Genomic DNA, 25206 nt, shown 5'->3' with positions numbered 1-25206 from the left:
CGCCGCGCCGGAGGCGCGGCCAAAGATTCAGTCGGTGACGAAACCGTTCAGGCTGCTGCGCAGGTCGGCGAGCATTGCGCGGGCCGCGGTCAGCCCGTCACCGTGCCACACGGTGTCTTCGACCGCGAAGACGCGCTTATCGGCGGAGGCGCCGAGATCTTTCCATGCATCGCTGCGCAGCACCGTTTTACCGTGCTCTGTACCGGCTTCGCCCGCGAAGATGACGTAGATGATGTCGCCCTCGACTTTGATCAGGTCCTTCTCGCTCACCTCGAAGGAGCGGCCGCGCTGCGCGGTCGGCCGCTGTACGCCCACATCGGCGAGGACCTGTCCCGCGAAGCTATTGCTGCCCTGGACCTGATTCTGATCGGCGGTGAAGCGGACCACCGAGGCCTGGGACTGGCTGGCGCCCAGGGCATTACCGGTCTCGCGTGCCTCGTTGCGGTAGTTCTCCAATGCTGTTGCCGCGGCGGTGCGGCGGCCGAGACCCGCTGCGAGCGTGCTGAATTCGGTCTGCCAACCGCTGCCGGGATCGGCGAGCACGGTCGGCGCGATCGCCTGCAATGCGGCGAAACCGCCTGGGCCGCTGGAAATATCGCCGATGATCAGATCGGGACGCAGGGCGGCGATCTGCCCGAGATCGGGTTGTGCCGCCGAACCGACGGCGGGAATCTTCAGCACGCCGTAACCGAGATACATGGGCTGCGAGCGGGGTCCATCGATCGGGACCGCGCCGACGACTCGCTCCCACAGGCCGACCGCGCAGGCGGCGTCCAATGCGGAGGTGGAAAGCACCACGACGCGCTGCGGATCCGCGGGCACCTCCGAGGTGCCCGCGGCGTGGGTGACGGTGCGGGTCTTGCCGTTCGACGGATCGGGTGCGCTCGGCAGCGGGCAGGCCTGCGAGGTGTCGCGCTCCAGGCCGACCACACCCGCGCCCGCGATATTCGTCGTGGTGCGAATGATCGAGCTGGCGTCGTCCTGCTGACTGCAGCCCGCGACGAGCAATGCGGCGCACAGCAGGGCGACCGCGGCGCACCCGTGCCGGACCGCGCGCTTGCTGGCGGTGCCGTATCGGGGGGAGTCTGTGCGGTTTCGAGCGACCTGCGAGCAGTCGCCAACGGTGCGGTTTCGGGTCCGAACAAGGGCGCTCACCGGCATGCGGGTGAGGGTACCGCGTGCGATGTGTGCCGGGACGCGAAGGCCACCACCGCGCACAGGTCGCACCCTGCCAGCGAGGCGCGACCGCGCGCAATCGCGCTGTCGGACAGCGGATCACGCGCGGTCGTCGGCTCGATCACGCGGCGTTGCCGCCGATGCTGAAACGCGCCCCGGTCGGATCGGCGACCTGCGCGAGCCGACCGTACGGGGTGTTCTCGGGCTCGGCCAGCACGGTGCCGCCCAGGTCGACGACCTTGCCGACGGCCGCGTCGACGTCATCGGCGCCGAAGTAGATCTTCCAGCCCGCCGGTACGCCATCGGGCAGGAACATCGAGGCGTCCATGACACCGCCGAGCATCGGGGTGCTGCCGTGAATGGTGGTGTAGCGGAACTCCGGAGTGTCGGAGATGGTGAAGGTGTCGCTCCAGCCGAAGACGTCGCGGTAGAAGTCGAGCGAGCGGGCGTAATCACGAGTGTGCAGTTCGAACCAGGACGGTATGCCGACGTGGTCGCTCCATTTGCCGCCCGAGGCGATGCCGATGGCCTCGAATCCGCCGAAGGTGCCGGTCTGCCAGATGCCGACGCCCGCGCCGCCGATATCGCCGAGCACGGCCATCACGCCGAGATCGCCGACATCCATGGGCGGCACGACGACCGCGCCGCCATGTGCGACCGCCGCGTCGGCGGTGGCCTTGGCATCGGGGGAGGCGAGGTAGACCGTCCATTGATCGGGCCCCTCGACACCGTCGCCTGTCTTGCCCATGCCGCCCGCGACGGCCTTGCCGTCCTTGCGGAAGGTGATGTAGCCGCCGAACTCCTCGCCCGCGCGCTCGGCGGTCCAGCCGAACAACTGGCCGTAGAAGGCAATGGCGCCTTCCGGATCGGAGGTGTAGATGTCGACCCAACAGGGATCGCCGGTCTTGGATGCAGTCATGAGTGGGGTCTCCTTGCAGAGGGTGGATCACTGTCACCGATAGAGACGTCGGCCGCTCTGGAAAGTCATCGCTTGCGACTGCTGGTGTTCGAAATGGTCGGCACGCTTATGATCGCCGGGTTCGCTGGGCTCGGTCGCCTGTCCAGCGAAATACGACACAGAGTAGGACCCGTGCCGGATGGCTGCGACGGCACGGTTTACGATCTCAGGAGCGCAAGCGAACTCCTCGTCTGTCCCCGGTAGCGGGTCGGATGCGAGCAGCGGAGCCTGCGGAGCGACCTAAAGGCACCTTTCAGGAGGATCAGTGACTGCCGTAGAGCCAAAGCCAGTCCCTCAGTTGGAAGCGACTCGGCCGTATCCGGCTCGGACCGGGCCGAAGGGCTCGTTCATCGTCAAGATGGTCACCACCACCGACCCCAAGGTCCTCGGTGTCATGTACCTGACCACCTCGATGGCGTTCTTCCTCATCGGCGGTCTGATGGCCCTGCTGATGCGTGGTGAGCTGGCCCGGCCGGGTCTGCAGTTCCTGTCCCCGGAGCAGTTCAACCAGCTGTTCACCATGCACGGCACGATCATGCTGCTGTTCTACGCGACCGCGATCGTGTTCGGCTTCGCCAATATCGTCCTGCCGCTGCAGATCGGCGCACCGGATGTCGCCTTCCCGCGACTGAATGCCTTCAGCTACTGGCTGTACGCATTCGGCGCGACCATGGCGACCGCGGGCTTCATCACCCCCGGCGGCGCCGCGGACTTCGGTTGGACGGCGTACGTGCCGCTGACCGACATCCTGCACTCGCCCGGCGTCGGCACCGACCTGTGGATCCTCGGCCTCGCGGTCTCCGGTCTGGGCACCATCCTCGGTGGCGTCAACATGCTGACCACCGTGGTCTGCCTGCGCGCCCCCGGTATGACCATGTTCCGGCTGCCGATCTTCACCTGGAACATCGCCGTCACCAGCGTTCTCGTGCTGCTCGCCTTCCCGCTGCTGACCGCCGCGCTGTTCGGCCTCGCCTACGACCGCCACCTCGGCGGCCACATCTACGACCCGGCCACCGGCGGCATCCTGCTCTACCAGCACCTGTTCTGGTTCTTCGGCCACCCCGAGGTGTACATCATCGCGCTGCCGTTCTTCGGCATCGTCTCGGAGATCTTCCCGGTCTTCTCGCGTAAGCCGATCTTCGGTTACACCACGCTGGTCTACGCGACCCTCGGCATCGCGGCACTGTCGATCGCGGTGTGGGCGCACCACATGTACGCCACCGGTGCGGTGCTGCTGCCGTACTTCTCGTTCATGACCTTCCTGATCGCCGTCCCGACCGGTGTGAAGTTCTTCAACTGGATCGGCACCATGTGGCGCGGCCAGCTGACCTTCGAGACACCGATGCTGTTCTCCCTCGGCTTCCTGGTCACCTTCCTCTTCGGCGGCCTGTCCGGTGTCATCCTCGCCTCACCGCCGCTGGACTTCCACGTGACGGACTCCTACTTCGTGGTCGCACACTTCCACTACGTGCTCTTCGGCACCATCGTGTTCGCCACCTATGCCGGTATCTACTTCTGGTTCCCCAAGATCACCGGGCGGATGCTGGACGAGCGCTTGGGCAAGTGGCACTTCTGGACGACCTTCATCGGCTTCCACACCACCTTCCTGGTGCAGCACTGGCTCGGCGCAGAGGGCATGCCGCGCCGCTACGCCGACTACCTGCCCACTGACGGATTCACCACGCTCAACACCATTTCCACGATCGGCGCCTTCATCCTGGGCGCGTCGATGCTGCCGTTCATCTGGAATGTCTTCAAGAGCTACCGCTACGGCGAAGTGGTCACCGTGGATGATCCGTGGGGTTACGGCAACTCGCTGGAGTGGGCCACCACCTGCCCGCCGCCACGGCACAACTTCTACGAACTGCCCCGCATCCGTTCCGAGCGACCGGCATTCGAACTGCACTACCCGCACATGGTCGAGCGGATGCGGGCCGAGGCCCACGTGGGCTGGGGTTCGGGCAAACATGCCACCGAGGTGCATGAAGGCGCCCTGGCAAAGCACTAGCATTCCGATCGATGAGTGTGCACCTACTGATCATCAGTGGGTGCACACTCATTTGTGGGACAAGCACCAACCGCAGCGTTGCGACATCGGGGTCCAGCACAGCTACGGCAAACAACTAACTTGGAGCACCTCAGTTGGCCGACACCACCGTCCTCGTCACCGTCACCGGACCCGACCGGCCCGGTGTGACCTCCGTGCTGCTCGCGGCGATGTCGCGGCATCATGTGAGCCTGCTGGATGTGGAGCAGGTCGTCATCCGTGGCCGACTGACTCTCGGCGTGCTGGTCACCTGCCCGAGCGATCCGGAGGCGCTGCAGGACGAGCTCGAAGAGGCGATGAATACCGTCGGCATGCATGTCGACGTTGAGGTCGACGCACAGATCGGCAGGCAGCCGATGTCCACGCACGCTGTGGTCATCCTCGGCGCGCCGGTGACCGCGCGCGCATTCAGCTCGGTCTCCCGTCAGCTCGCCGCCCTCGGCGCCAATATCGACACCATCCGCGGCATTGCCGACTACCCGGTGACCGGGATGGAACTCCTGGTCACCGCGACCGATACCGGACCGGATTCCGATGCCCGACTGCGCACGGCGCTGGCCGAGGTCGCCGTCGCCGAACAGGTGGACGTCGCGGTGGAGCGGGCCGGACTGGCCCGCCGGGCCAAGCGGCTCATCGTCTTCGACGTCGATTCGACCCTGATCCAGGGCGAGGTGATCGAGATGCTCGCCGCGCACGCCGGGGTGGAGGATCAGGTTCGGGAGGTCACCGAGGCGGCCATGCGCGGTGAAATCGACTTCGCCGAATCGCTGCGTCAGCGGGTGGCGACCCTCGAGGGCCTGGACGAATCGGTGATCGAGGAGGTCGCCGAACGGATCGCGCTGACCCCGGGCGCGCGCACCACCATTCGGACCTTGCGTCGCATCGGATTCCGCTGCGGTGTCGTCTCGGGCGGCTTCCGCCAGGTGATCGAACCACTCGCGCACGAACTGGAATTGGACTTCGTGCAGGCGAACACGCTCGAGATCGTGGACGGCAAGCTGACCGGTCGGGTGGTCGGCGAGATCGTCGACCGTGCCTTCAAGGCCACCGCGCTGCGCAAGTTCGCGGCGGAGGCGGGGGTGCCGATTGAGCAGACCGTGGCGGTCGGCGACGGCGCCAACGACATCGACATGCTCAATGCGGCCGGGCTCGGTGTCGCTTTCAATGCCAAGCCCGCATTGCGCGAGGTCGCCGACGCGGCCCTGTCGCACCCCTACCTGGACGCGATCCTGTTCATCCTCGGCGTGACCCGTGACGAAGTGGAGGCCGCCGACGCCCGCGACGGCGGAATCCGTCGGGTGCCGCTCGTCGGAAGCTGAGTCACGCGCGGGAATGCGGCGGGCGTTTCGAAGCTTGCACTCGAGGACGTCCGGGAGACCGGTGTCTCGTCCGCACGGCAGTTTTCGTTGACGATCGAGGTGGAGTGATGTCGAGTATCCCGGAGAGCGCCGCCGGACTCCGGGACGGTGCTGGCGCAGCGGCCGAATCGTCCACGGGCATAGCGGGTTTCCGCATTCGGCATGCGGAGCTGGCGCGCGGCTACGGCGGTCTCGGCGATCCGGATGATCCCGCCCTGGTGCAGGCCATGCAGATGGTGCTGCACATTCCGAAGATCGATCCGCCGCGACGCAGTGCGCTGCTGGAGGCCGCGGCGGCGGCCACGGTGGCGCTGTGCCTGGATGAGCGGGTCGGGCCCGAGGGAGTGTGGGAGCAACGGTTCCTGGCCTGGAAGCGGTCCCGGATCCGCAAGGTGGCGCGGCGGGCACGCGGTGCGCAGTGGCTGGCCGCGAACGAGGTCGACGGGGTGACCGTCGAGGTGGACGGTGCGCAGGCGCGGGCGTTCGTGCCCGGGCCGGTCGGCGAGGTCGATGCGCGGATCAGGCGGCTGCAGATCAACGGCACCGACCTCGAACACGACGATCCCGGCCCGGCCGACCCCGACCTGCCGGTGCTGTGGGTGAACGCGAAACTCGGCATGACGCTCGGCAAGGCCGCCGCACAGGTCGGTCACGCCAGCATGTTGCTCGCCGGTGCGCTCACCGCGGAGGAGGCGCTGCGGTGGTCGCGGCGCGAGTTCCGATGCGCGGTGCGCGAATCCGGACCGCAGCAGTGGGCGTCGCTGTGCGAGCAGGTGTCTCGTGGGCAGGCCGTCGCGGTGCGCGACGCCGGTTTCACCGAAGTCGCGCCGGGTTCGATAACTGTGATCGCGGTGCCTGGGCATGGGTCGGTCGTACGAACACCGCGCATTTGAGCCAAGATGGAGCCCGTGCCACAACCGGATCCCGATCTGCTCATTGATTTCACCGACGTGACCATCCGACGCTCGGGTCACACCCTCGTCGGCCCGGTCACCTGGCAGGTCGAGCTCGACGAACGCTGGGTGGTCCTCGGACCCAACGGCGCGGGCAAGACCTCGCTGCTCCGCATGGCCGCCGCCGAAGTGCATCCGACCTCGGGCACCGCCCATCTGCTCGGTGAGGTCATCGGCAAAACCGATGTCAGCGAGTTGCGACCGCGCATCGGCTGGTCCTCGGCCGCGGTGGCCAGCCGGATTCCGCGCGAAGAGAAGGTCAGCGATCTGGTGGTCTCCGCCGGTTACGCGGTCCTCGGGCGCTGGCGCGAGCGTTACGACGATGTCGATACCGACCGCGCCATCGATATGCTCGAAAGCCTCGGTGCCGAACACCTTTCCGATCGCACCTACGGGACCCTGTCCGAGGGGGAGCGCAAGCGGGTGCTGATCGCCCGCGCGATGATGACCGATCCAGAGCTGCTGCTGCTCGACGAGCCCGCCGCTGGTCTGGATCTGGGCGGGCGTGAGGAGTTGGTGGAACGCCTCGGCGACCTGGCCTCGGATCCCGACTCACCCGCCATGGTCCTGGTGACCCACCATGTGGAGGAGATCCCGCCGGGCTTCACCCATGGACTGCTGCTGAACGAGGGCGCGGTCGTCGCGCAGGGTTTGCTGCCGGATGTACTGACCGCCGAGAACCTGAGCGAGGCCTTCCGACAGTCGATCGCGCTGGATCGCGTCGATGGTCGGTACTTCGCGCGTCGCGCGCGTCGCTTGGGGCGGCACCGTTCGCGCTGATGTCGTGATCGGGATTACGCCGTAAAACAAGCAGGCGTTAGGGTGCAGGGGTGAGCGAGACGAACGCGCAGCAGCCGATTCCGTCGGTCAAGGACGCGTCGACGGTGATGTTGGTGCGTGACGGTGCAACCGGGCCGGAGGTGTTCCTGCAGCGTCGGGTCGGGGCGATGGCCTTCGCCGCCGGTATGACCGTTTTTCCGGGCGGGGGTGTCGATCCGTCCGACGGGACCGCCGATATCGAATGGGCCGGACCCGAACCCGCTTGGTGGGCCGCGAAATTCGGCACCACGGAGCCGAGGGCCAAGGCGCTGGTCGCCGCCGCCGTTCGCGAAACCTTCGAGGAATGCGGAGTACTGCTCGCCGGGCCGACCGGTGAAACCGTCGTCTCCGATACCACCGGCTACCACGATGCCCGTGGTCGGCTGGAGCGGCGTGAGGTGTCGCTCGCGGCCTTCCTCGCCGAGGAGAAGCTGGTGCTGCGCGCGGATCTGTTGCGGCCGTGGGCGAATTGGATCACTCCGGTGATCGAGCCGCGGCGCTACGACACCCGGTTCTTCGTCGCGGTGCTGCCGCAGGGGCAACTCGCCGACGGCGCAACCTCCGAGGCGGCCGAGGTGCAATGGCGCACTGCTGCGGAGGCGCTCGAGCGCTGGCGCGCCGGCACCGATGTGCTGTTGCCGCCGACCTGGTCGCAGCTGGATGCCATGGCCGAATTCGCTTCCACCGCGGAGATTCTGGCGGTCGATCGGGTGATCGAACCGATCATGCCGGTGCTCACCGGTGACAGCGGACGGCAGGTGCTCGAATTCCCGGACAACCATCGGTACTTCGCCGGTATGCCCGATACCAGCAGGCTCAGGGGATCCGCGCGTCCGTGAGGCAGTAGGTTTCCTGCCATGGCCGAATTCGTGACCCTGGAGTTGCCGGAGGATCCCGCCGTCCGTGGCGTTGCCGTCCTCCGGATCGACCGCCCGCCGCTGAACCTGCTGAACGCGCAGCTGGTGCGTGAGGTGGCCGAGGCGGCGGCGATTGTCGCCGCGCGGCCCGGTGTCGCGGCATTGGTCGTCTACGGCGATGAGCGGGTCTTCTGCGCGGGCGATGACCTCGCCGAACTCGCCGAGCTCGGTCCGGATCAGGCCGAAGCCATGGCCGCCGATCTACAGGCGGCACTGGGCTGCCTGGCCAAGGTGCCCCAGCCGACGGTCGCCGCGATCAGCGGCTACTGCCTCGGCGGCGGCCTGGAACTCGCCCTCGCCGCCGACCGTCGCATCATCGGCGACAACGTCAAACTCGGCCTGCCGCAAATCAAGGCGGGCCTCATCCCCCTCGCAGGCATCCGCCGCCTTTCACTACTGATCGGCCCCGGCCCCGCCAAGGATCTCGTCTACACCGGCCGCTTCGTCGAGGCCGACGAGGCCCGCGCCCTCGGCCTGGTCGACGAGGTCGTCGCCCCCGACGACGTGTACACCGCCGCCCTGCGCTGGGCCCGACAATTCACCGACGCCCCCACTCGAGCCCTCGCCGCCGCCAAATCCGTCTTCGAAGCAGGTCCGCACGGCCTCGACCGTGCCCGCACCGAATGGACCACCCTCTTCACCACCGAAGACCGCCGCATCGGCACGGAGTCCTACCTTGCCGACGGCCCGGGTTCAGCGACGTTCGTCGGGCGCTGAGGAATCGGACGGGCTCGATCGCGCCCCGGCTGGATCGCCAGGCGATTTATCCGGCTGACGGTTCGGGTTCGTCAGCTGTCGTTGCTGGACGGGAGTCCAGGATCTTCGATGCCGCGATCGGACGGGTCGGGATCGGTCGACGTGAGCGCCGATGCGGACCATAAACAGGAACACGTTCCTGTGTGGCGGTTCGCGGGACCTCCGCGGCGCTCGATGATCGTGAGTCCTGCTCGAGCCCCAGGTTGCTGGCCGCATCCAGGGCGTGCGGCGGGGCGTGGGCGGATCATCGGGGAGGTTCGGAACCAGAACGAGTCTCGGGGGACGGGGCGGCAAGCCGGAATCAGTTCCTACTCACCGGTCCGCTGCACACGTGCGCTGGAGGGTTGGCTAGGCTTGCCCACCATGACGGTCCACCCCGATGACCCGGCGCCGAACCCGCATGCCACCGAGGCCGAGGTCGAAGCAGCGCTGAAGGATACGAAGCTCGCCCAGGTGCTCTATCACGACTGGGAAGCCGAGACCTATGACGACAAATGGTCGATTTCCTACGACGAGCGCTGTATCGACTATGCCCGCGGCCGGTTCGACGCCGCCGTCGGCCCCGCGCCGCTGCCGTACGAGCGCGCGTTGGAACTGGGCTGTGGCACCGGCTTCTTCCTGCTGAACCTCATGCAGGGTGGCGTCGCGAAGTCCGGCTCGGTCACCGATCTCTCACCGGGCATGGTGAAGGTCGCCTTGCGCAATGCCGAGAACCTCGGGCTCGACGTCGACGGCCGGGTCGCCGATGCCGAGACCATCCCGTACGAGGACGACACCTTCGACCTCGTCGTCGGCCACGCGGTGCTGCACCACATTCCGGATGTTGAATTGGCGCTCAAGGAGTGTCTGCGCGTGCTCAAGCCGGGCGGGCGTTTCGTCTTCGCCGGTGAGCCGACCACCGCGGGCAACTTCTACGCCCGCTGGCTCGGCCGCATCACCTGGAAGGCCACCACCACCGTGACCAAGCTGCCCGCGCTGTCGGGTTGGCGGCGTCCGCAGGCCGAACTGGACGAGTCCTCGCGCGCCGCGGCGCTGGAGGCGGTCGTCGACCTGCACACCTTCGATCCGAGCGACCTCGAGGCCATGGCCCGTCGCGCCGGTGCGACCGATGTCAAGGCGAGCACCGAGGAGTTCGCGGCGGCGCTGTGGGGTTGGCCGGTGCGCACCTTCGAGGCGGCCGTGCCGGATGAGAAGCTCACCATGGGCTACCGGATGGCCATGTACCGCGCGTGGCTGCGGCTGAGCTGGTTGGACGAGAACGTCATGCGCCGGGTGGTGCCACGTCAGTTCTTCTACAACGCCATGATCACCGGCGTGAAGCCGGGCGCCGCCGCCAAGTAGTGGGTTACCGCTTCGGCCGCGAGGATGTCGCCTTCCTCGGCAGCGCTGCGGGTAGCGCCGCGCTTGCCGAGGTGGACCGGCTGGAGTTGACTCCCGCGACGCACCTGCGCGATCTGGAGCGGGTGCGTCGAGAATTCGGCGAGCACTCGGGCGCACTCGTGGAAACGGTGCGCCTGCGCCGTCGCGCCACGGCCAAACTCGTCGATACCGACCAGTGGCTGTTCACCGATGACGCGTTGCAACAGGCGACACCGACACTGGTGGCCCGCCACCGCGCCACCCGCCTGTCCGGACGCGCCGTACACGATGTGACCTGCTCGATCGGCGCGGAACTCGCCGAACTGGCCCGTGCGTGCCCGTCGGTACTCGGCAGCGACCTCGACGACGTGCGCCTATCCATGGCCGCGCACAACCTTACCGCCGCTCGAAATGTCCTGCTGACCAAGGCCGATGCCCTCGTACCCACCAGCACCGGCACTGTCGTCATCGCCGATCCGGCCCGCCGCGCGGACGGCCGCCGCACCCACGATCCGGCCAAACTGCAACCCCCGCTCCCGGATCTGCTGGCCGCCTATCCCGGCCGCGACCTAGCCGTAAAGTGCGCTCCCGGACTGGATTTCGACCGCCTGAACTGGGCGGGCGAAATCGAGGTCGTCTCCCTCGACGGCGCGGTCCGCGAGGCCTGCCTGTGGTCTCCTGGTCTTTCCGAGACCGGCGTCACTCGCCGCGCGACAGTCCTCACCTCCCGTGGCGAATCCGTCGCCTACACCGACGCCGCGCCCGACGAGATTCCGCAACAGCCTCTCGGCGAGTGGATCATCGACCCCGACGGCGCCATCGTCCGCGCGGGCCTGGTGCGCCACTATGCCGCCGAACACGGCCTCTGGCAACTGGATCCGCAGATCGCCTACCTGACCGGCAATACCGTCCCCCACGGGGTCCGCGGCTTCCGCATCCTGGACCGCCTCGAATTCCGCGAAAAGACCCTCCGCCGAGAACTGACCCGCCGCAACTGCGGCGCCTTGGAAATCCGCATCCGCGGCCTGGACATCGACCCCGACACCCTCCGCAAGCGCCTGAAACTCCAAGGCACCCACCCCTACACCCTCATCCTCACCCGCCTATCCCGCACCGCCGCCGCCTTCCTCTGCACCTAACCCGCCAACGCCCCGACCCCTTTCGAGCGCCGACTACTGCTCAGGTTTGAAGGTGAAGACTTCGCCTATGCGGGTGGCCAGGACTACCTCGCCCTTGGGGCCGATGGAGGTGCCGGTGGTGGTGCCCTTGGCGTCGGGGAGGACGTCCGAGTCGACGGTGGTGCCGGTTTTGGTGTCGAAGGTGATCAGGCTGATGCCGTCGCCGATGGCGGCGGCGGTGTAGCCGGTGTCGCCCGCGGTTTGGACGGGGGTGCCGCGCAGGGTGAGATCCTTACGCTCCCAAGCGATTTCGGCGGTATCGCCCTTATCTCGCAGGGCGAGCAGGTGGCCGTCGTCACCGGCCGGGATGATCAGGCCGTCGCTGGAGACCGAAATGCCGCCGCGCGGAGCCCAATCCAGCGGCTGCACCCATTTGGTCCGACCATCGGCGGCGTCGATGGCGATGAGGCGCCTGGAGTTGTCGCCGACGTAGACGGTGCGGCCGTCGGCGGACAGTGCAGGACTGGTCGCGCTGCCGTCGGTGAGCAGGTCCGCGCTCCATTCCTGCTGAATCTTATTGTCGGCGTAGCGCAATGCGACCAGTGCGGCGATCGGCTTGCCCGGCTTCCAGAGCGTGACGAAGAAGCGGCCGCTGGATACCTCGATCGGCGAAATATTGGCGACCGGGCACTGCGGTCCGCCGATCGCGCAGTCGTCGAGACCTTGACCGGAGGCGGGTCGGGTGAGATCCGGGTATTCCAGGAAATCGGGATCGCCGAGCAGTTGGGCGGTGCTGACGACGCGCTCACCGGTCTGGCGGCTCAGCACATCCAGCTGACCGGACTGGGTGACCGTCAGGATTTTCCCGTCGCCGGTGAACTGCGCCGAAACTGGTACGCCCGCAACGGGAGTCCGCCAGCGCGGCTGCCCGATCGAGTTGAACGCACTGACCCCGCTGTCGTCGCCGACGTAGACATTGGTGCCGCTGTCGACCACCGATGGCGCGGAGATCGCATTCGGTCCGAGCGCGTTGCAGAAGCGCTTGCGGCCGGTCGGCATCTGCAGCGAGAGAATGGCGCAGTTGTTGGGCGCAGACGTGGTGAGGAACATTTGCCCGTCCGGGCCGATCGTCAAGGGTTCCTCGACCGGTCCACCGACCGGACGTGACCAGCTCAGCGATAGCTTGCGCGAGCCGGTGACCGGGCTGACGCCACTATTGCGGCCGTCGTGGTGCGCGGTGGTCCAGCCCTTGCCCGATCCGGCGGTGATGTCGTCGACGTCGGTACCGCAGCCCGTCAACACCAGTGCGCCGATGGCCGCCGCCGCACCCAGTCGGGACAGGGTCAGCCCGCGCGCCGGATTGGCCAGTACGCCGCCGCTTCGCACCTGCTGCACTCCTGTCGTCGTGGACGTGACCGAAAGCGTGTCCGCCCCCCGGGTACGTGCACCACCCAAGTCGGGTTGCCCGCGTGGAGGTTCGCCGCCGTCGGCGGCGCAGCGATCACTGTACGGGAGGGTCGGCCGACGTTGTACGGGTCCCGGCCGTGTTTTCCGACCGGATAAGCTCTAGCCGTCGCGACCGGGATGGTCGCCATGTCAAGGACCACGACAGGAGATGAGTTCGTGACGAGCATGTGGGGCGCACCGTTGCGCTCGCGGTGGCGCGGCTCGCGCCGCCGGGATCCGCAGCAAGCGCGATTTCTGACGCTGGCGTCGCTGCGCTGGGTGCTCGCGAACAAGGCGTACACGCCTTGGTATCTGGTGCGGTACTACCGGCTGTTCAAATTCAAGGCGGCCAATCCGCATATCGTGCTGCGTGGCATGGTCTTCCTCGGCAAGCGCGTCGAAATCCACGCGACCCCCGAACTGGGCCGGATGGAGATCGGCCGCTGGGTGCATATCGGCGACGGCAATGCCATTCGCTGCCACGAGGGTTCGCTGCGCATCGGTGACAAGGTCGTCTTCGGCAAGGACAATGTGGTCAACACCTACCTCGATATCGAGATCGGTGAATCCACTCTGGTCGCGGACTGGTGCTACATCTGCGACTTCGACCACCGTATGGACGACATCACCATGCCGATCAAGGATCAGGGCATCGTCAAGAGCCCGGTCCGCATCGGTCCGGACACCTGGATCGCCGCCAAGGTGACCGTGCTGCGCGAAACCCGCGTCGGCCGCGGTTGTGTGCTCGGCGCGCATGCGGTGGTGAAGGGCGAGATTCCGGACTACAGCATTGCCGTCGGCGCGCCCGCCAAGGTCGTCAAGAATCGCAAGGCGACCTGGGAGGCCGGTGCCGAGGAGCGCGCCAAATACATTGCCGCGCTGGAAGATATCGAGCGCAAGAAGAACGGCGCCACCCAGTCGGCATGAGCGGCGTCGAGCCCCGGGATCCGGACTGGACCCGGGGCTCGCGCCTTTTCGGACATCGCGCGTCGGTGGCAGTCGGTACGGTCACGGCATGAACAGGTACGCGGCGCTGTTGCGCGGGATCATGCCGACGAACCCCAATATGAAGGGGGAGAAGCTGCGCGGTGTATTCGAGGGGCTCGGATTCGAGAAGGTCGCCACGGTACTGGCCAGCGGCAATGTGGTCTTCCGTACCGCGGACACCGATATCGCGAAGTTGGAGGCCCGCATCCAGGACGCCCTGAACAGCGAACTCGGCATCCCGGGCGGCACCATCGTGCGCACCTACGACGAACTGCGCGGCCTGCTCGACACCGATCCGTTTCCGGGCCTCACCCACGGCCGCGGCACCTATCTCACCGCGACATTCCTCAAACAGGCCCCGCCGAATGTCGCCGAAGAGCTGCGTAAACACTCCGAGCCCGGCGTCCGGATCGTCGGCTACGACTCGGCCGCCCGCGTCGTTCTCGCGGTCATCGACAACACCGAACCGCGCACCCCGAACTTCATGGCCTGGATGGAGAAGACCTACAGCAAGGAAATCACCACCCGCACCTGGCTCACCATCCAGAAGATCGTCAAGAAGATGGAGAGCTAGGCGCTACTTCGGATCGCGCTCGGGCAGCGGACGTTCGATGATGGTGGGGCGGCCGAGGGGGTTGCGGACGCGGCGTTTGGCCGAGGTGTAGACCAGGGCGGTTTCGGCGGCCACCACATCCCAGGCGAAGTCGGCGGTGAGGCGTTCGCGCGCGGCGTAGGCGCGGTCCTGGGCGGCGGCGGGATCGTCGAGGGTGGCGCGCACGGCTTCCACGATGCCGTCCACATCGGCCGGTTCGAAGGAGGCGCCGGTGACACCGTCGATGACGGCCTCGCCGAGACCGCCTGCGGTGGAGGTGATCAGCGGGGTGCCCGCGGCGGCCGCTTCGAGTGCGACGATGCCGAAGGGTTCGTAGCGACTCGGCAACACGATCGCGTCGGCGCCGTGCAACCAGCCGAGCAGCTCCTCGTGATCGAGCTGACCAGCGAAGGTCACCGCGCGCGCGACTCGATGCACCCGGGCGCGTTCGCGCAGCCATTCGAACTGGGTGCCGATACCGGCGACGGTCAGTGTGGTGCCGGGGTGGGCGCGGCGGATGCGCGGCAGCGCGGCGATCGCGTCCTGCACGCCCTTCTCGTATTCCAGCCGACCCACATAGAGCAGCCGCGGCGGACCGGTGCGCGGTGCCCGCGGCCGAAAGGTCCACGCGCCCACATCAATTCCGTTGCGGATCACCGTCATCGGCACCCGCTCGGGCCCGTAGAGCCGCTCCACCTCGTCCCGCATGGAGGTCGAGCAGGTGATCAGCGCATCCGATTCATTGGCAAGCCACCATTCGACCGAATGCACCTGCTTGTTGACCCGCCCCGAGACCCAACCGCTGTGCCGCCCGGCCTCGGTGGCGTGGATGGTGGACACCAGCGGCACGTCGTAGTACTCGGCCAGCGCGATCGCCGGATGCGCGACCAGCCAATCGTGCGCGTGCACGACATCGGGGACCCAGCCGTCGCCGATGCCGGGCTTGCCGAGCGCGACACCCGCGCGCACCATGGCGTGGCCCATCGCCAGCGTCCAGGCGAGCATGTCCTCGCCGAAGTCGAAGCACGGCGGATCCTCCGCGACCGCGACCACCAGCACGCCCTCGGCGATGAAGGAGTGGGTGGGGTGGGTAACGGAGTCGGTGCCGGAGGGTCGGCGGGCGAGCACGACCACTTCGTGACCGGCCGCGGCCAGTTCGACCGCCAGGTGATGCACATGGCGGCCCAGCCCACCGACCACAACCGGTGGGTACTCCCACGACACCATCAAGATCTTCATGAATGTCCTTATCAGGCGGAATCTCGGTCCGCGATCGCCAGCCGCCGTGCGTCCAAACTCGGGAAGAACCCGTCGGCCGCCCCCCATCCTGCCGCCAACTGGTGTGCTTTGGCGACTTGACCCGCGCCGACGGCGGCCGCGATCTCCCGCACCGCGTGGGCGTGTCGGTGCGCGCGGTCGCGTGCGTAGCCCGCCGCGGAGTCCTTGCTGACCATGAATGCCCAGTCGCTGGAGACAGTGAGAATGGCCTCGCGCAGCAGCTGATCGGCGACCGGGTCGCGCAGTGCGGTGCCGCCGTCCGCGGCGCGCATTTTGTCGACCGTATCGAGGGTGAGCCGGACTATGTCGTCGTTCAGTTCGACCAGGTCTTGGACCTGGTCACCAGCCCACACTCGCCAATCCTTACCCGAACCCCAGGACGAATCGGCCAGCGGCACCGGCTCCCCGACGAACCCGCGCGCCCTGGCATCGGCCAGGGTGCCGACGGTGACGCCCGCCGCTGGCAGTGCCCGCAACACCTGGGCAAGCCACTGCGGACCCTCATGCCACCAGTGCCCGAACAATTCGGTATCGAATGCGGCCACGACCAGGGCCGGACGTCCGATGCGCGCCGATTCGTCGATCAGCCGTTCGCGCACGGTTCGCACGAAATCCTCGACATCGCGGACCACCGCCGCGGCCGCCAGTTCCGGGTCGTAGGGGGCCTTGTCCGGACCGGCGACCGTCTTGCCGGTGACGCGGGCGGGCTTGAGACCCGTCGCATGGTCATAGTGATGAAAGTCACGGTAGGCGCTCTGGCCCGGATAGCCGGACTTGGGCGACCAAACCCGGTAGCTCACTTGCAGATCCCGCCCGAAGGCCACCACATCCGATTCCCGGACCGGGCGGCCGAGGGTGGTATCGCCGCGCAAGGCGGGTCCGTCGACCATGAAATGCGTCACACCCGCGGCCGCGTATCCGGTCTCCATGCCGGGGGTGTAGCCGCATTCGGGCGCCCAGATGCCGGTCGGGGTATGGCCCCAGCGCTGCCGGGCATCGACCAAGCCCTCGCTGAGCTGGAAGGCACGCAGTCGCGGATGCAGCAGCGGCTGGAACGGGTGCGCGAGCGGGCCGCCGAGCAGTTCGATTGCCTCGGCGTCGATGAGCTGCCGCCACACCGGCGCCGCGCCGTGACGCCAGTGCCGTTCGAATTCCGCGAGTGCCGCCGCGGCCAACCGGTGCTCATGTCTGCCGAGCGCGATATTGCCCGCCATCGCGGCCTCGTCGGCGCGCAGCTGCCAATTGCCGAGCCAGTGATGCATGCCCGCGAGGCAATGCGGATCGTCGAGCTGGGCGGCGAGCACCGGCGTGATGCCCAGGCTGAGCAGATGCGAATGGCCTTCGGCGGCAAGGGTTCTCAGTGCATCGACGACCGGGAGGTAGGAGGCGGCCCAGGATTGGTATAGCCATTCCTCGCCGACCGGCCAGCGGCCGTGGTGGGCCAGCCAGGGCAGATGGGAATGCAGGACCAGGGTGAACTGGCCGGGAACTTCATTCACGGCTTCACCGCGATGGCGACCAGGTCGAGGCTCGCATCGATGTCCTCGGTGATCAGTGCGAAATCGTCGATGGCGACGGCGGCGACATCGGCGGTCAGCTCGGCGGGCCACGGTTGTCCGGCCAGCGCGCGCTCGATCTGCGCATCGATGAACGAACCACCGTGCTTGGCGTCCAACGCCTTCAGCGTCGGCCCGTGGTGCACACCGGTCATGAGCGTGACCCGGAAACCCGCGTCGACGAGCAGTTCGGTGAGTTCGTCGGCATTGAGTTCGCGGGTGTGGAACGGGTTGAGCGGAGTGTCGCGGCCGGGGGAGAAGGTGATCCGGTTGGGCGTGCTGATCAGCAGTTCGCCGCCGGGTCGCAGCACCCGCAGGCATTCCCGGATGAACTGGCCCTGGTCCCAGAGATGTTCGATCACTTGGAAATTCACCACGACATCGACCGACTCGTCCTCCAGCGGCAGCGCGGTGAGATTGCCCTGGATCATCTCCACGCGCGGGTAGCGGGCGCGCACGTGCTCGACCGCGCTGGTGTCGTAGTCCAGACCGATCACCTTGGTGGCCACATCGGCGATCATGTTCGCGCCGTAACCCTCGCCGGATCCGGCCTCCAGAACCGTCTTTCCGGCGCATCGCTCGAGCAGGCGTGCATAGACGATCTCGTGCCGACGGAACCAGTAGTTCTCCTCGGCGATGCCGGGTACGGTCCGCTCACCGGTCAGCGGCAACGGCTCGACGGCCGTCTCGGGAGTAATGCCCGGGGTGGTGCCCACTGCGGCAGGGATCACAGCCTCGCTCATCGCTCCGACGTTACTGGTACGGCGGCCGCACATTATCGCCAGGATCGCTGTTGTGAGAGAGAAGCAACTAAGTTACCCATGAGTAACTTAACGTAGGGTAGTGTCACGCCCTGAGCTACTAACAAGGACGTACGGCGCAGCTCGTGCGACCACCACACACGTGTAACCAGAACAGGAGGTCGACGAAGACCGATGCCGAACATCGTCGTACTCATCAAGCAGGTTCCCGACACCTGGTCCGAGCGCAAGCTGACCGACGGTGACTTCACCCTCGATCGCGAAGCCGCCGACGCCGTTCTCGACGAGATCAACGAGCGCGCCGTCGAGGAAGCGCTGCTGATCAAGGAGGCCCAGGGCGGCGAGGTCACCGTGCTGGCCGCCGGACCGGACCGGGCCACCGAGGCCATCCGCAAGGCGCTGTCCATGGGCGCCGACAAGGCCATCCACATCAACGATCCGGCGATCCACGGCTCCGACGCCGTGCAGACCGCCTGGGTGCTGGCCAGCGCGCTGGGCCAGGTCGAGGGTGTCGAGCTGGTCATCGCGGGCAACGAGGCCACCGACGGTCGTTCCGGTGCCGTCCCCGCCATCATCGCCGAGTACCTGGGCCTGCCGCAGCTGACGCACCTGCGCAAGCTGACCGTCGACGGCGACAAGATCACCGGCGAGCGGGAGACCGACGAGGGCGTGTTCAAGCTGGAGGCCACCCTCCCGGCCATCGTCAGTGTCACCGAGAAGATCAACGAGCCACGCTTCCCCTCCTTCAAGGGCATCATGGCCGCGAAGAAGAAGGAAGTGCAGACCTTCACGCTGGCCGACCTGGGCGTCGACCCGTCGACCGTCGGTGTCGCCAACGCGGGCACCGCCGTCACCGCGGCCACCCCCAAGCCCCCGCGCACCGCGGGCGAGAAGATCGCGGACGAGGGCGACGGCGGCACCAAGATCGCCGCGTACCTGGTCGGTCAGAAGATCATCTGATCCCGCCCGAGACTGCTCCCGCGGTGTGAGCTCAGCGCCCGGAGGCGGTAGCGAAGCGTGACCACGCAGGGCGTAGCGAACATCGCAAATTGGACTCAGGAGAACACAAATGGCAGAAGTACTTGTGCTCGTCGAGCACGCCGACGGTGCGATCAAGAAGGTCAGCACCGAACTGCTCACCGCCGCGAGCGCGCTCGGTGAGCCCGCCGCCGTCGTGACCGGCCCGGCCGGTACAGGTGAGAAGCTGGCCGACGCGCTGGCCGCCGCGGGTGCCGCGAAGATCTACATCGCCGAATCCGACGATGTCGACAACTTCCTGGTCACCCCGAAGGTCGACGTGCTCGCGGGTCTGGTCGAGTCGGTTTCCCCGGCCGCCGTGATCGTCGCCGCCACCGCCGAGGGCAAGGAGGTGTCGGGCCGCCTCGCCGCCCGCATCGGCTCCGGCCTGCTCGTCGATGTCATCGACGTCAAGTCCGATGGTTCGGTCGTGCACTCCATCTTCGGTGGCGCGTTCACCGTCGACGCCAAGGCCACCGGCGACGTGCCGGTGATCTCGGTGCGTCCGGGCGCCGTCGAGGCCACCGCCTCGGCGGGTGCGGGTGAGAAGGTGACCGTCGAGGTGCCCGCGCAGGAAGAGGGCGTCGTGAAGGTGACCTCGCGCGAGCCGGTCGTCGGTGGCGACCGTCCGGAACTCACCGAGGCGAGCATCGTCGTCTCCGGTGGTCGCGGTGTCGGTTCCGCCGACAACTTCGCGGTCGTCGAGGCGCTGGCCGATTCGCTCGGCGCCGCCGTCGGCGCCTCGCGTGCCGCGGTCGACTCGGGCTACTACCCGGGCCAGTTCCAGGTCGGTCAGACCGGTAAGACGGTCTCCCCGCAGCTCTACATCGCCCTCGGCATCTCCGGCGCCATCCAGCACCGCGCCGGTATGCAGACCTCGAAGACCATCGTCGCGGTCAACAAGGACGAAGAGGCCCCGATCTTCGAGATCGCGGACTACGGCATCGTCGGCGACCTGTTCAATGTCGCCCCGCAGCTGACCGAAGCTGTGAAGGCGCACAAGGGCTGAGCGCTCGCGCACCGACGCCGCCCCGTGGCCCTGGCTGGAAACGGCCGGGGCCACGGGTGTTTCGATAGCGCACCGCTGTTCGAGCGCCCCAGGTCGGTAACAGCAGGGCCGCTTGTGTTCGATGCGGCCGCGTGGGGGTGGGATAACCTGCGGATATGGCTGTTCCTACGACTCGGATGCTGGTGCTTGCCGTGGTGCGGCTGCTGGCGCCGGTGCACGGTTATGACGTTCGGCGTGAGTTGCTTTCCTGGCGGGCGGACAGTTGGGCGAATGTGAAGCCGGGCTCGGTGTACGGCGCGCTGAATACCTTGCAGCGCGACGGGCTCATCGCGGTGGAGGGTGTTGGACAGGACGGTGCGCGACCGGAGCGCACGACCTATCGGCTGACCGCCGAGGGCGAGAAGGTCTTCGCACAACTGCTGCGCGAGGCACTGTGGGATGCCGAGCAGCCGAAGCATCCATACGCTGCGGCGGTCGCGCTGCTGCCGCAGGCGCCCCGGGATGAGGTCATCGCCGCATTGCGCAGTCGGATCAAGAAATTCGAGGCCGAACTCGAGCAGTTGGATCGCGAGGAGCGTCGGGTGATGGCCGGTAGCGGCGATCCGGCGGAGACCGAACCACATCACGTCGCCGACGCGATCCGGTTGGCCTCCGAACATATCCGGGCCGATCTGCGCTGGTCGCAGAAAACGTTGGAGCGCATCGAAAGTGGCCAGTTGGAGGTATGGGACCGGTTCCCGACGCGGCTGGACGGCCGCAGCGCCATCATCGACTGATCAAGACTGAATAGTAAAGCTTGATTATTTGGTCGGTTGTTCCTACCGTGGTTCAGGTGGAAACGATCGACTCCGTTCGCGATCGCACCCGCACCTCGGTGATCCGGGTGCGCGGGCTGGCGCGGACGTTTGCAACCAAAAGCGGCCCCGTGCAAGCGGTCACGGGCGTCGACTTCGATGTGTACGAGGGTGAGATACTGGGCCTGCTCGGCCCCAACGGCGCGGGTAAGACCACGACGCTGCGCATGCTCAGCACCCTGATCGCCCCGACCGAGGGCGAAGCGGTCATCTCCGGCGCTGATCTACGGGCCGACCAGCGGACCGTGCGTTCGCGTATCGGCTACGTCGCCCAGGGCGGATCGACCAATGACGATGCCCTGGTCATCGACGAATTGGTCTTGCAGGCAAGGCTTTTCGGACTGAGCAAGGCACAGGCGGTGCACAATGCCGAAGAACTGCTCGTCGCGCTCGACCTGGACGGACTCGGTCGGCGCAAATGCAACCAGCTCTCCGGCGGTCAGCGCCGCCGCGTCGATATCGCACTCGGCCTGGTGCACGGCCCGACGCTGATCTACCTCGACGAGCCGACCAGTGGCCTGGACCCGCAGAGCCGCGCGAATCTGTGGGAGCACATCCGGCGGCTGCGTGAGCGGGGCACCACGGTCGTGCTCACCACCCACTATCTGGACGAGGCCGACGCACTGTGTGATCGCCTTCTCATCATGGACCACGGCGGCATCGTCGCCGAGGGCTCGCCCGACGAACTCAAGCGCCGCATCTCCGGTGACGTGGTGAGCTTCGAAATCGATGACGGCCATGCCGATCTCGCACTCCAGGTCGCCCAGTCGGTGCTCGAGGTGCGCTCACTGGTGCGCTCGGAGGATGCGGGTGCGGACCGGATCGGTGCGACGCTGGTGCACCTCACCGTGGATCGCGGCGACGCCGCGGTCGTACCCCTGTTGCGTGCCATGGACGAGCGTGGACTCGTGCCAGGCGCGCTCACTGTCAAACGTCCCAGCCTCGACGATGTCTTTCTCACCATTACGGGGCGTTCGCTGCGGGAGGCGAGTCACTCATGAGATTCATGCGCGAGACCGGACTGATCTTCTGGTCCCAACTGCGGGCCAATCTGCGAAATCCGGTGTGGGTCTTGATCGGTCTGTCGCAGCCGGTGCTGTATCTGGTGCTGTTCGGCCCGCTGGTCAAGGGCATCGCACCAGCGCTCGGCGCGGATGCCGACCCGTGGAAGCTGCTCACGCCCGCACTGGTCATTCAGACCGGGCTGTTCGGTGCGATCTATGTCGGATTCAGCATTGTGGCGGAATTGCGCGCGGGCGTGGTCGAACGGCAGCGGGTCACGCCGGCGAGCCGGGGCGCACTGCTGACCGGACGGGTGCTCAAAGATATGGTCGTGCTGGTCGTGCAGGCACTGGTGCTGGTCGGAGTTGCCATGGCTGCCTTCGGGGTTCGGCCGGATCCGCTCGGTGTGGTGCTGTCGGTTCTGTTGATCGCGGTCATGGCAGCGGGTTTGGCCGCGGCGTCGTATGCGCTGGGGCTGTGGGCCAAATCCGAGGACGTGCTCGCGTCGGTGCTCAATAGTCTCGCGGTGCCGCTGATGCTGCTGTCCGGCATTCTGCTGCCGTTGAGCGTCGGGCCGAGTTGGTTGCGCACGATCGGCACAGTGAATCCGTTCTCACACACCGTCGATGCGGCCAGGGCCCTGTTCCGCGGTGACTTCGACGCGTCCGAGGTGTATCTCGGGACCGGGCTCACGCTGGCGGTCGCCGCGGTCGCGATGTTGATCGGCGCACGGAGCTTCACCCGCGAGAACGCCTGATGCCGATGCCACGAGATGTGCTCGGCGGCAGCGCATCTCAGCGACGGTGCAACCCGGACAGCAGAGTGGTGAGAATCGGCGAGCGGCGCGCATCGCTGCGCAAGACCGCCGAGACCGGAATCCGTAGCCGGTGCTCGGCCAGGTGCAGCACGACCAGCCCCTCGGTCGGGCTGTCGGCGTAGAGCACGGTCCAGGCGTCCGGGCGATTGATCAGCTCCATGGTCGCGGTGTGGTCCGGTGGAATCGGCGGACCGAAGGTGGGGCCCGCGGCCAGATCGGCGAAGGCGGCCCGAATCACATTGTGCAGCAGGACCTGTTCCTGCTCGGGCGGGAGCAGCAGCGGATACTGGCTCAGATCCGCCAGCGTCACCTGATCGCGCGGGGCCAGCGGATGGGCGGCGGAGGTGGCGATGACGAGGTCCTCGATCCACAGCTTCTCGACCGCGAGTCCGGGCTCGTCGACGCTGCCGCGGATGAGTGCGAGATCGCAGTCGCCGTCGGCCACCGCGGTGATCCGCTGCCGGAACGGTTTGATGACGAATTCGATCTCGGCGTCCGGATGCGCCGCGCGCGCTCCGGCGATCGCGGACAGGGATCGGGTCGCGAAGGACATATTGGCGGCCAGCCGGATACGGTGACCCGAGGTGCGCACGGTTGCCCGGATGGCCGACTCCAGACTGAGCATCTGTTTAGCCAGGGGAAGTAGCCGCATGGTCGCGTCGGTCGGCACAACGGCCCTGGTCGAGCGCTCGAACAAGGCAACGCCGAGGTCACGTTCCAGCCGGGCGATCTGATGGCTGATCGCCGATTGGGAGATGTAACAGCGGGCCGCGGCCCTGCTGAAACTCAACTCCTCGCACACCGCGACGAAGTAGGTGAGCTGGCGAAGCTCCACGTGATCTCCAATTCATGAGCAATCCAGATAAGAGTCATCTCTATTATGCGCCTGAACACCTGAAATATCTGCGGTTCGAATGACGGTTGGTAATGAGAGAAGGAGGCTGTCATGGAACACGCAGATGTTGTCATCGTTGGATCGGGATTCGGGGGGCTTGCCGCCGCTAAGCAGTTGGCCAAATCGGGTATCAATTACATTCTCATCTCGAGCACTCCGGAGCATCTCTTCCAGCCGTTGCTCTACCAGGTCGCGACAGGTGTGCTGGCCTCGCACGAGATCGCCCCGCCGATCGCCTCGGTACTGCGCAGGCACAAGGAGGCCGACGTCCGGCTCGGCAAGGTCGTCGCCATCGACGCCGACAACGCGGTGCTCACCTACGAGCACGACGGCACGCGCACGCAGATCCGCTATGGCTCGCTGATCGCCGCGACCGGCGCCTCGCAGTCGTATTTCGGCCGCGACGATTTCGCCGATAAGACGTTCTCGCTCAAGACCATCGACGATGCGAAGCTGCTGCGCGCACAGATCGAGCGGGTGTTCACCGAGGCCGAGAACGCGGATGCGGAGACACGGAAGCGACTGCTGAGCTTCGTCGTGGTCGGCGCGGGCGCGACCGGTGTCGAGGTCGCCGGGCAGCTGAAGGAGCTCGCGAAACGGCACTACCATCAAGAGGTTTCGGTGACCCTGGTCGAGGGTGCGGGCGAGGTGCTGCCACCCTTCGGTGGCGGACTCTCGGAATACGCGAAGGCGTCGCTGACCAAGAGCGGCGTCGAGGTGCTGCTCGGCACCTTCGTGACCGATATCGAATACGGCAAGGTGACCGTCAAGGATAAGCAGGGCCATGAGCGCCGGATCGCGGCCGAGACGGTGGTCTGGTCGGCGGGTGTGCAGGCGGGCGGCTTCGCGCAGATTCTGGCCGAGGCCACCGGCTGCGAAACCGACCGGGCCGGAAGGCTTTTGATCAATCCGGACCTGACCGTCGGCGGACATGCCGATATCTACGCCATCGGCGATATGACCTCGCTCAACGGCTATCCGGGACAGTCGCCGGTCGCCATGCAGGAGGGCAGGCACGCCGCCGACATCATCCGCCGCAAGAAGCTTCCCGGCACCCCGTTCAAGTACTGGGACAAGGGCAGCATGGCGGTGATCAGCCGGTTCAGCGCGGTGGTGAAACTCAACGAGCACATCACCTTCCGCGGCATCATCGCGTGGACCATGTGGCTCGCGGTGCACCTGCTGTACCTGGTCGGCTTCCGCAACCGCTTCGCCGCCGTGGCCTCGTGGCTGGTCGCCTTCATCGGCACGGGTCGCCCCGGCTTCGCCGAGGTGGACGCGGCTCGGGATCCGGTGCGGATAGCCGAGCGCGACGCGGCCTGATCCACTCCCACATCGCGCCGGGTCGATGCGATCCGGCGCGGTCCTGCATCTTCGGGGTGGCACCGTAACGACTGATTTCTCGTGTACATGGGTAACTCACCGGGTACGGGCTAACTCAGCCGCCGCTCTACCGTCAGCCGCCAACGTCACGGTTACACGCGCCTGAATCTGGCCTGAAGACTCGGGGAGGCGGACGAGCTCATCGCCT

Annotated in this window: 23 protein-coding genes; 16 read left to right on the top strand and 7 right to left on the bottom strand. The window is 67.0% G+C overall.

Annotated elements, in window-relative coordinates:
• Positions 1–27: 27 nt before the first annotated feature.
• A complete protein-coding gene (locus tag NA5_RS12030) occupies positions 28–1161 on the bottom strand; it encodes an ABC transporter substrate-binding protein (RefSeq protein WP_084484058.1) in 1134 nt (377 codons plus the stop codon).
• Between the two features lie 136 nt (positions 1162–1297).
• A complete protein-coding gene (locus NA5_RS12025; RefSeq protein WP_062985002.1) occupies positions 1298–2095 on the bottom strand; it encodes a VOC family protein in 798 nt (265 codons plus the stop codon).
• Positions 2096–2399: 304 nt separating this feature from the next.
• On the opposite strand from NA5_RS12025, the gene ctaD reads away from it, so the two are divergent.
• From ctaD to NA5_RS11985, 8 genes are all read left to right on the top strand, one after another.
• Positions 2400–4142, top strand: a complete 1743-nt coding sequence (gene ctaD / locus NA5_RS12020; protein ID WP_062985000.1) for an aa3-type cytochrome oxidase subunit I — start codon at positions 2400–2402, stop codon at positions 4140–4142.
• A 134-nt stretch (positions 4143–4276) separates the two neighbouring features.
• A complete protein-coding gene (gene serB, locus NA5_RS12015; RefSeq protein WP_062984998.1) occupies positions 4277–5500 on the top strand; it encodes a phosphoserine phosphatase SerB in 1224 nt (407 codons plus the stop codon).
• A 107-nt stretch (positions 5501–5607) separates the two neighbouring features.
• Positions 5608–6432 (top strand): peptidyl-tRNA hydrolase, encoded by an 825-nt coding sequence (locus NA5_RS12010; RefSeq protein ID WP_062984996.1) that lies wholly within the window; start codon positions 5608–5610, stop codon positions 6430–6432.
• 6 nt (positions 6433–6438) lie between these two features.
• Positions 6439–7272, top strand: coding sequence for an ABC transporter ATP-binding protein (locus NA5_RS12005; RefSeq protein ID WP_062984994.1), 834 nt, complete (start codon positions 6439–6441; stop codon positions 7270–7272).
• A gap of 107 nt (positions 7273–7379) precedes the next feature.
• A complete protein-coding gene (locus NA5_RS12000; RefSeq protein WP_157110365.1) occupies positions 7380–8150 on the top strand; it encodes an NUDIX hydrolase in 771 nt (256 codons plus the stop codon).
• 18 nt (positions 8151–8168) lie between these two features.
• Positions 8169–8945: an enoyl-CoA hydratase-related protein gene (locus NA5_RS11995; RefSeq protein WP_062984991.1), complete on the top strand. Its 777-nt coding sequence runs from the start codon at positions 8169–8171 to the stop codon at positions 8943–8945.
• A 402-nt stretch (positions 8946–9347) separates the two neighbouring features.
• Positions 9348–10325, top strand: a complete 978-nt coding sequence (locus NA5_RS11990) for a class I SAM-dependent methyltransferase (protein ID WP_062984990.1) — start codon at positions 9348–9350, stop codon at positions 10323–10325.
• Complete coding sequence (locus tag NA5_RS11985) at positions 10325–11482, top strand: class I SAM-dependent methyltransferase (RefSeq protein ID WP_062984989.1); 1158 nt, start codon at positions 10325–10327, stop codon at positions 11480–11482. The genes NA5_RS11990 and NA5_RS11985 overlap by 1 nt, the downstream gene beginning before the upstream one ends.
• A gap of 33 nt (positions 11483–11515) precedes the next feature.
• Here the strand turns inward: NA5_RS11985 and NA5_RS11980 are convergent, their stop codons facing one another.
• Positions 11516–12847, bottom strand: a complete 1332-nt coding sequence (locus tag NA5_RS11980) for an outer membrane protein assembly factor BamB family protein (RefSeq protein WP_245672197.1) — start codon at positions 12845–12847, stop codon at positions 11516–11518.
• Between the two features lie 237 nt (positions 12848–13084).
• Here NA5_RS11980 and NA5_RS11975 point away from each other — a divergent pair, with 237 nt between their 5' ends.
• Positions 13085–13834 carry an acyltransferase gene (locus NA5_RS11975; RefSeq protein ID WP_062984988.1) on the top strand — a complete coding sequence of 250 codons (750 nt, stop codon included), beginning with the start codon at positions 13085–13087 and terminating at the stop codon, positions 13832–13834.
• Positions 13835–13922: 88 nt separating this feature from the next.
• A complete protein-coding gene (locus NA5_RS11970; RefSeq protein WP_062984986.1) occupies positions 13923–14468 on the top strand; it encodes a DUF1697 domain-containing protein in 546 nt (181 codons plus the stop codon).
• 3 nt (positions 14469–14471) lie between these two features.
• Here NA5_RS11970 and NA5_RS11965 read toward each other — a convergent pair whose 3' ends face one another.
• Genes NA5_RS11965 through NA5_RS11955 form a run of 3 tightly spaced genes read right to left on the bottom strand, consistent with a single transcriptional unit; the run spans position 14472 to position 18063 of the window.
• A complete protein-coding gene (locus tag NA5_RS11965; RefSeq protein WP_062984984.1) occupies positions 14472–15725 on the bottom strand; it encodes a glycosyltransferase family 4 protein in 1254 nt (417 codons plus the stop codon).
• A gap of 11 nt (positions 15726–15736) precedes the next feature.
• Positions 15737–17263, bottom strand: coding sequence for a 1,4-alpha-glucan branching protein domain-containing protein (locus NA5_RS11960; RefSeq protein WP_062984979.1), 1527 nt, complete (start codon positions 17261–17263; stop codon positions 15737–15739).
• On the bottom strand, positions 17260–18063 hold the full coding sequence (locus tag NA5_RS11955) for a class I SAM-dependent methyltransferase (RefSeq protein WP_245672196.1): 804 nt from the start codon (positions 18061–18063) through the stop codon (positions 17260–17262). Before NA5_RS11955 ends, NA5_RS11960 begins: the two co-directional genes overlap by 4 nt.
• A gap of 192 nt (positions 18064–18255) precedes the next feature.
• On the opposite strand from NA5_RS11955, the gene NA5_RS11950 reads away from it, so the two are divergent.
• From NA5_RS11950 to NA5_RS11930, 5 genes are all read left to right on the top strand, one after another.
• Positions 18256–19041, top strand: coding sequence for an electron transfer flavoprotein subunit beta/FixA family protein (locus tag NA5_RS11950; protein ID WP_062984976.1), 786 nt, complete (start codon positions 18256–18258; stop codon positions 19039–19041).
• 109 nt (positions 19042–19150) lie between these two features.
• Positions 19151–20107 (top strand): electron transfer flavoprotein subunit alpha/FixB family protein, encoded by a 957-nt coding sequence (locus NA5_RS11945; protein ID WP_062984974.1) that lies wholly within the window; start codon positions 19151–19153, stop codon positions 20105–20107.
• A 155-nt stretch (positions 20108–20262) separates the two neighbouring features.
• The gene (locus tag NA5_RS11940; protein WP_063813312.1) at positions 20263–20883 is read left to right on the top strand and encodes a PadR family transcriptional regulator; all 621 of its coding nucleotides are present in this window, start codon (positions 20263–20265) and stop codon (positions 20881–20883) included.
• A gap of 56 nt (positions 20884–20939) precedes the next feature.
• On the top strand, positions 20940–21962 hold the full coding sequence (locus NA5_RS11935; protein ID WP_218020080.1) for an ABC transporter ATP-binding protein: 1023 nt from the start codon (positions 20940–20942) through the stop codon (positions 21960–21962).
• Positions 21959–22720 (top strand): ABC transporter permease, encoded by a 762-nt coding sequence (locus NA5_RS11930; protein ID WP_062984970.1) that lies wholly within the window; start codon positions 21959–21961, stop codon positions 22718–22720. Before NA5_RS11935 ends, NA5_RS11930 begins: the two co-directional genes overlap by 4 nt.
• A 37-nt stretch (positions 22721–22757) precedes the next feature.
• On the opposite strand, the gene NA5_RS11925 is transcribed toward NA5_RS11930, so the two are convergent.
• Positions 22758–23615, bottom strand: coding sequence for a LysR family transcriptional regulator (locus NA5_RS11925; protein ID WP_062984968.1), 858 nt, complete (start codon positions 23613–23615; stop codon positions 22758–22760).
• 111 nt (positions 23616–23726) lie between these two features.
• On the opposite strand from NA5_RS11925, the gene NA5_RS11920 reads away from it, so the two are divergent.
• A complete protein-coding gene (locus NA5_RS11920; RefSeq protein WP_062984966.1) occupies positions 23727–24998 on the top strand; it encodes an NAD(P)/FAD-dependent oxidoreductase in 1272 nt (423 codons plus the stop codon).
• Positions 24999–25206: the final 208 nt, after the last annotated feature.

Source organism: Nocardia anaemiae NBRC 100462, assembly GCF_001612725.1.
In the GTDB taxonomy this organism is placed as follows: domain Bacteria; phylum Actinomycetota; class Actinomycetes; order Mycobacteriales; family Mycobacteriaceae; genus Nocardia; species Nocardia anaemiae.
Note: the sequence above shows the minus strand (reverse complement) of the source record. Positions and strands in the feature narration are given on the sequence as shown.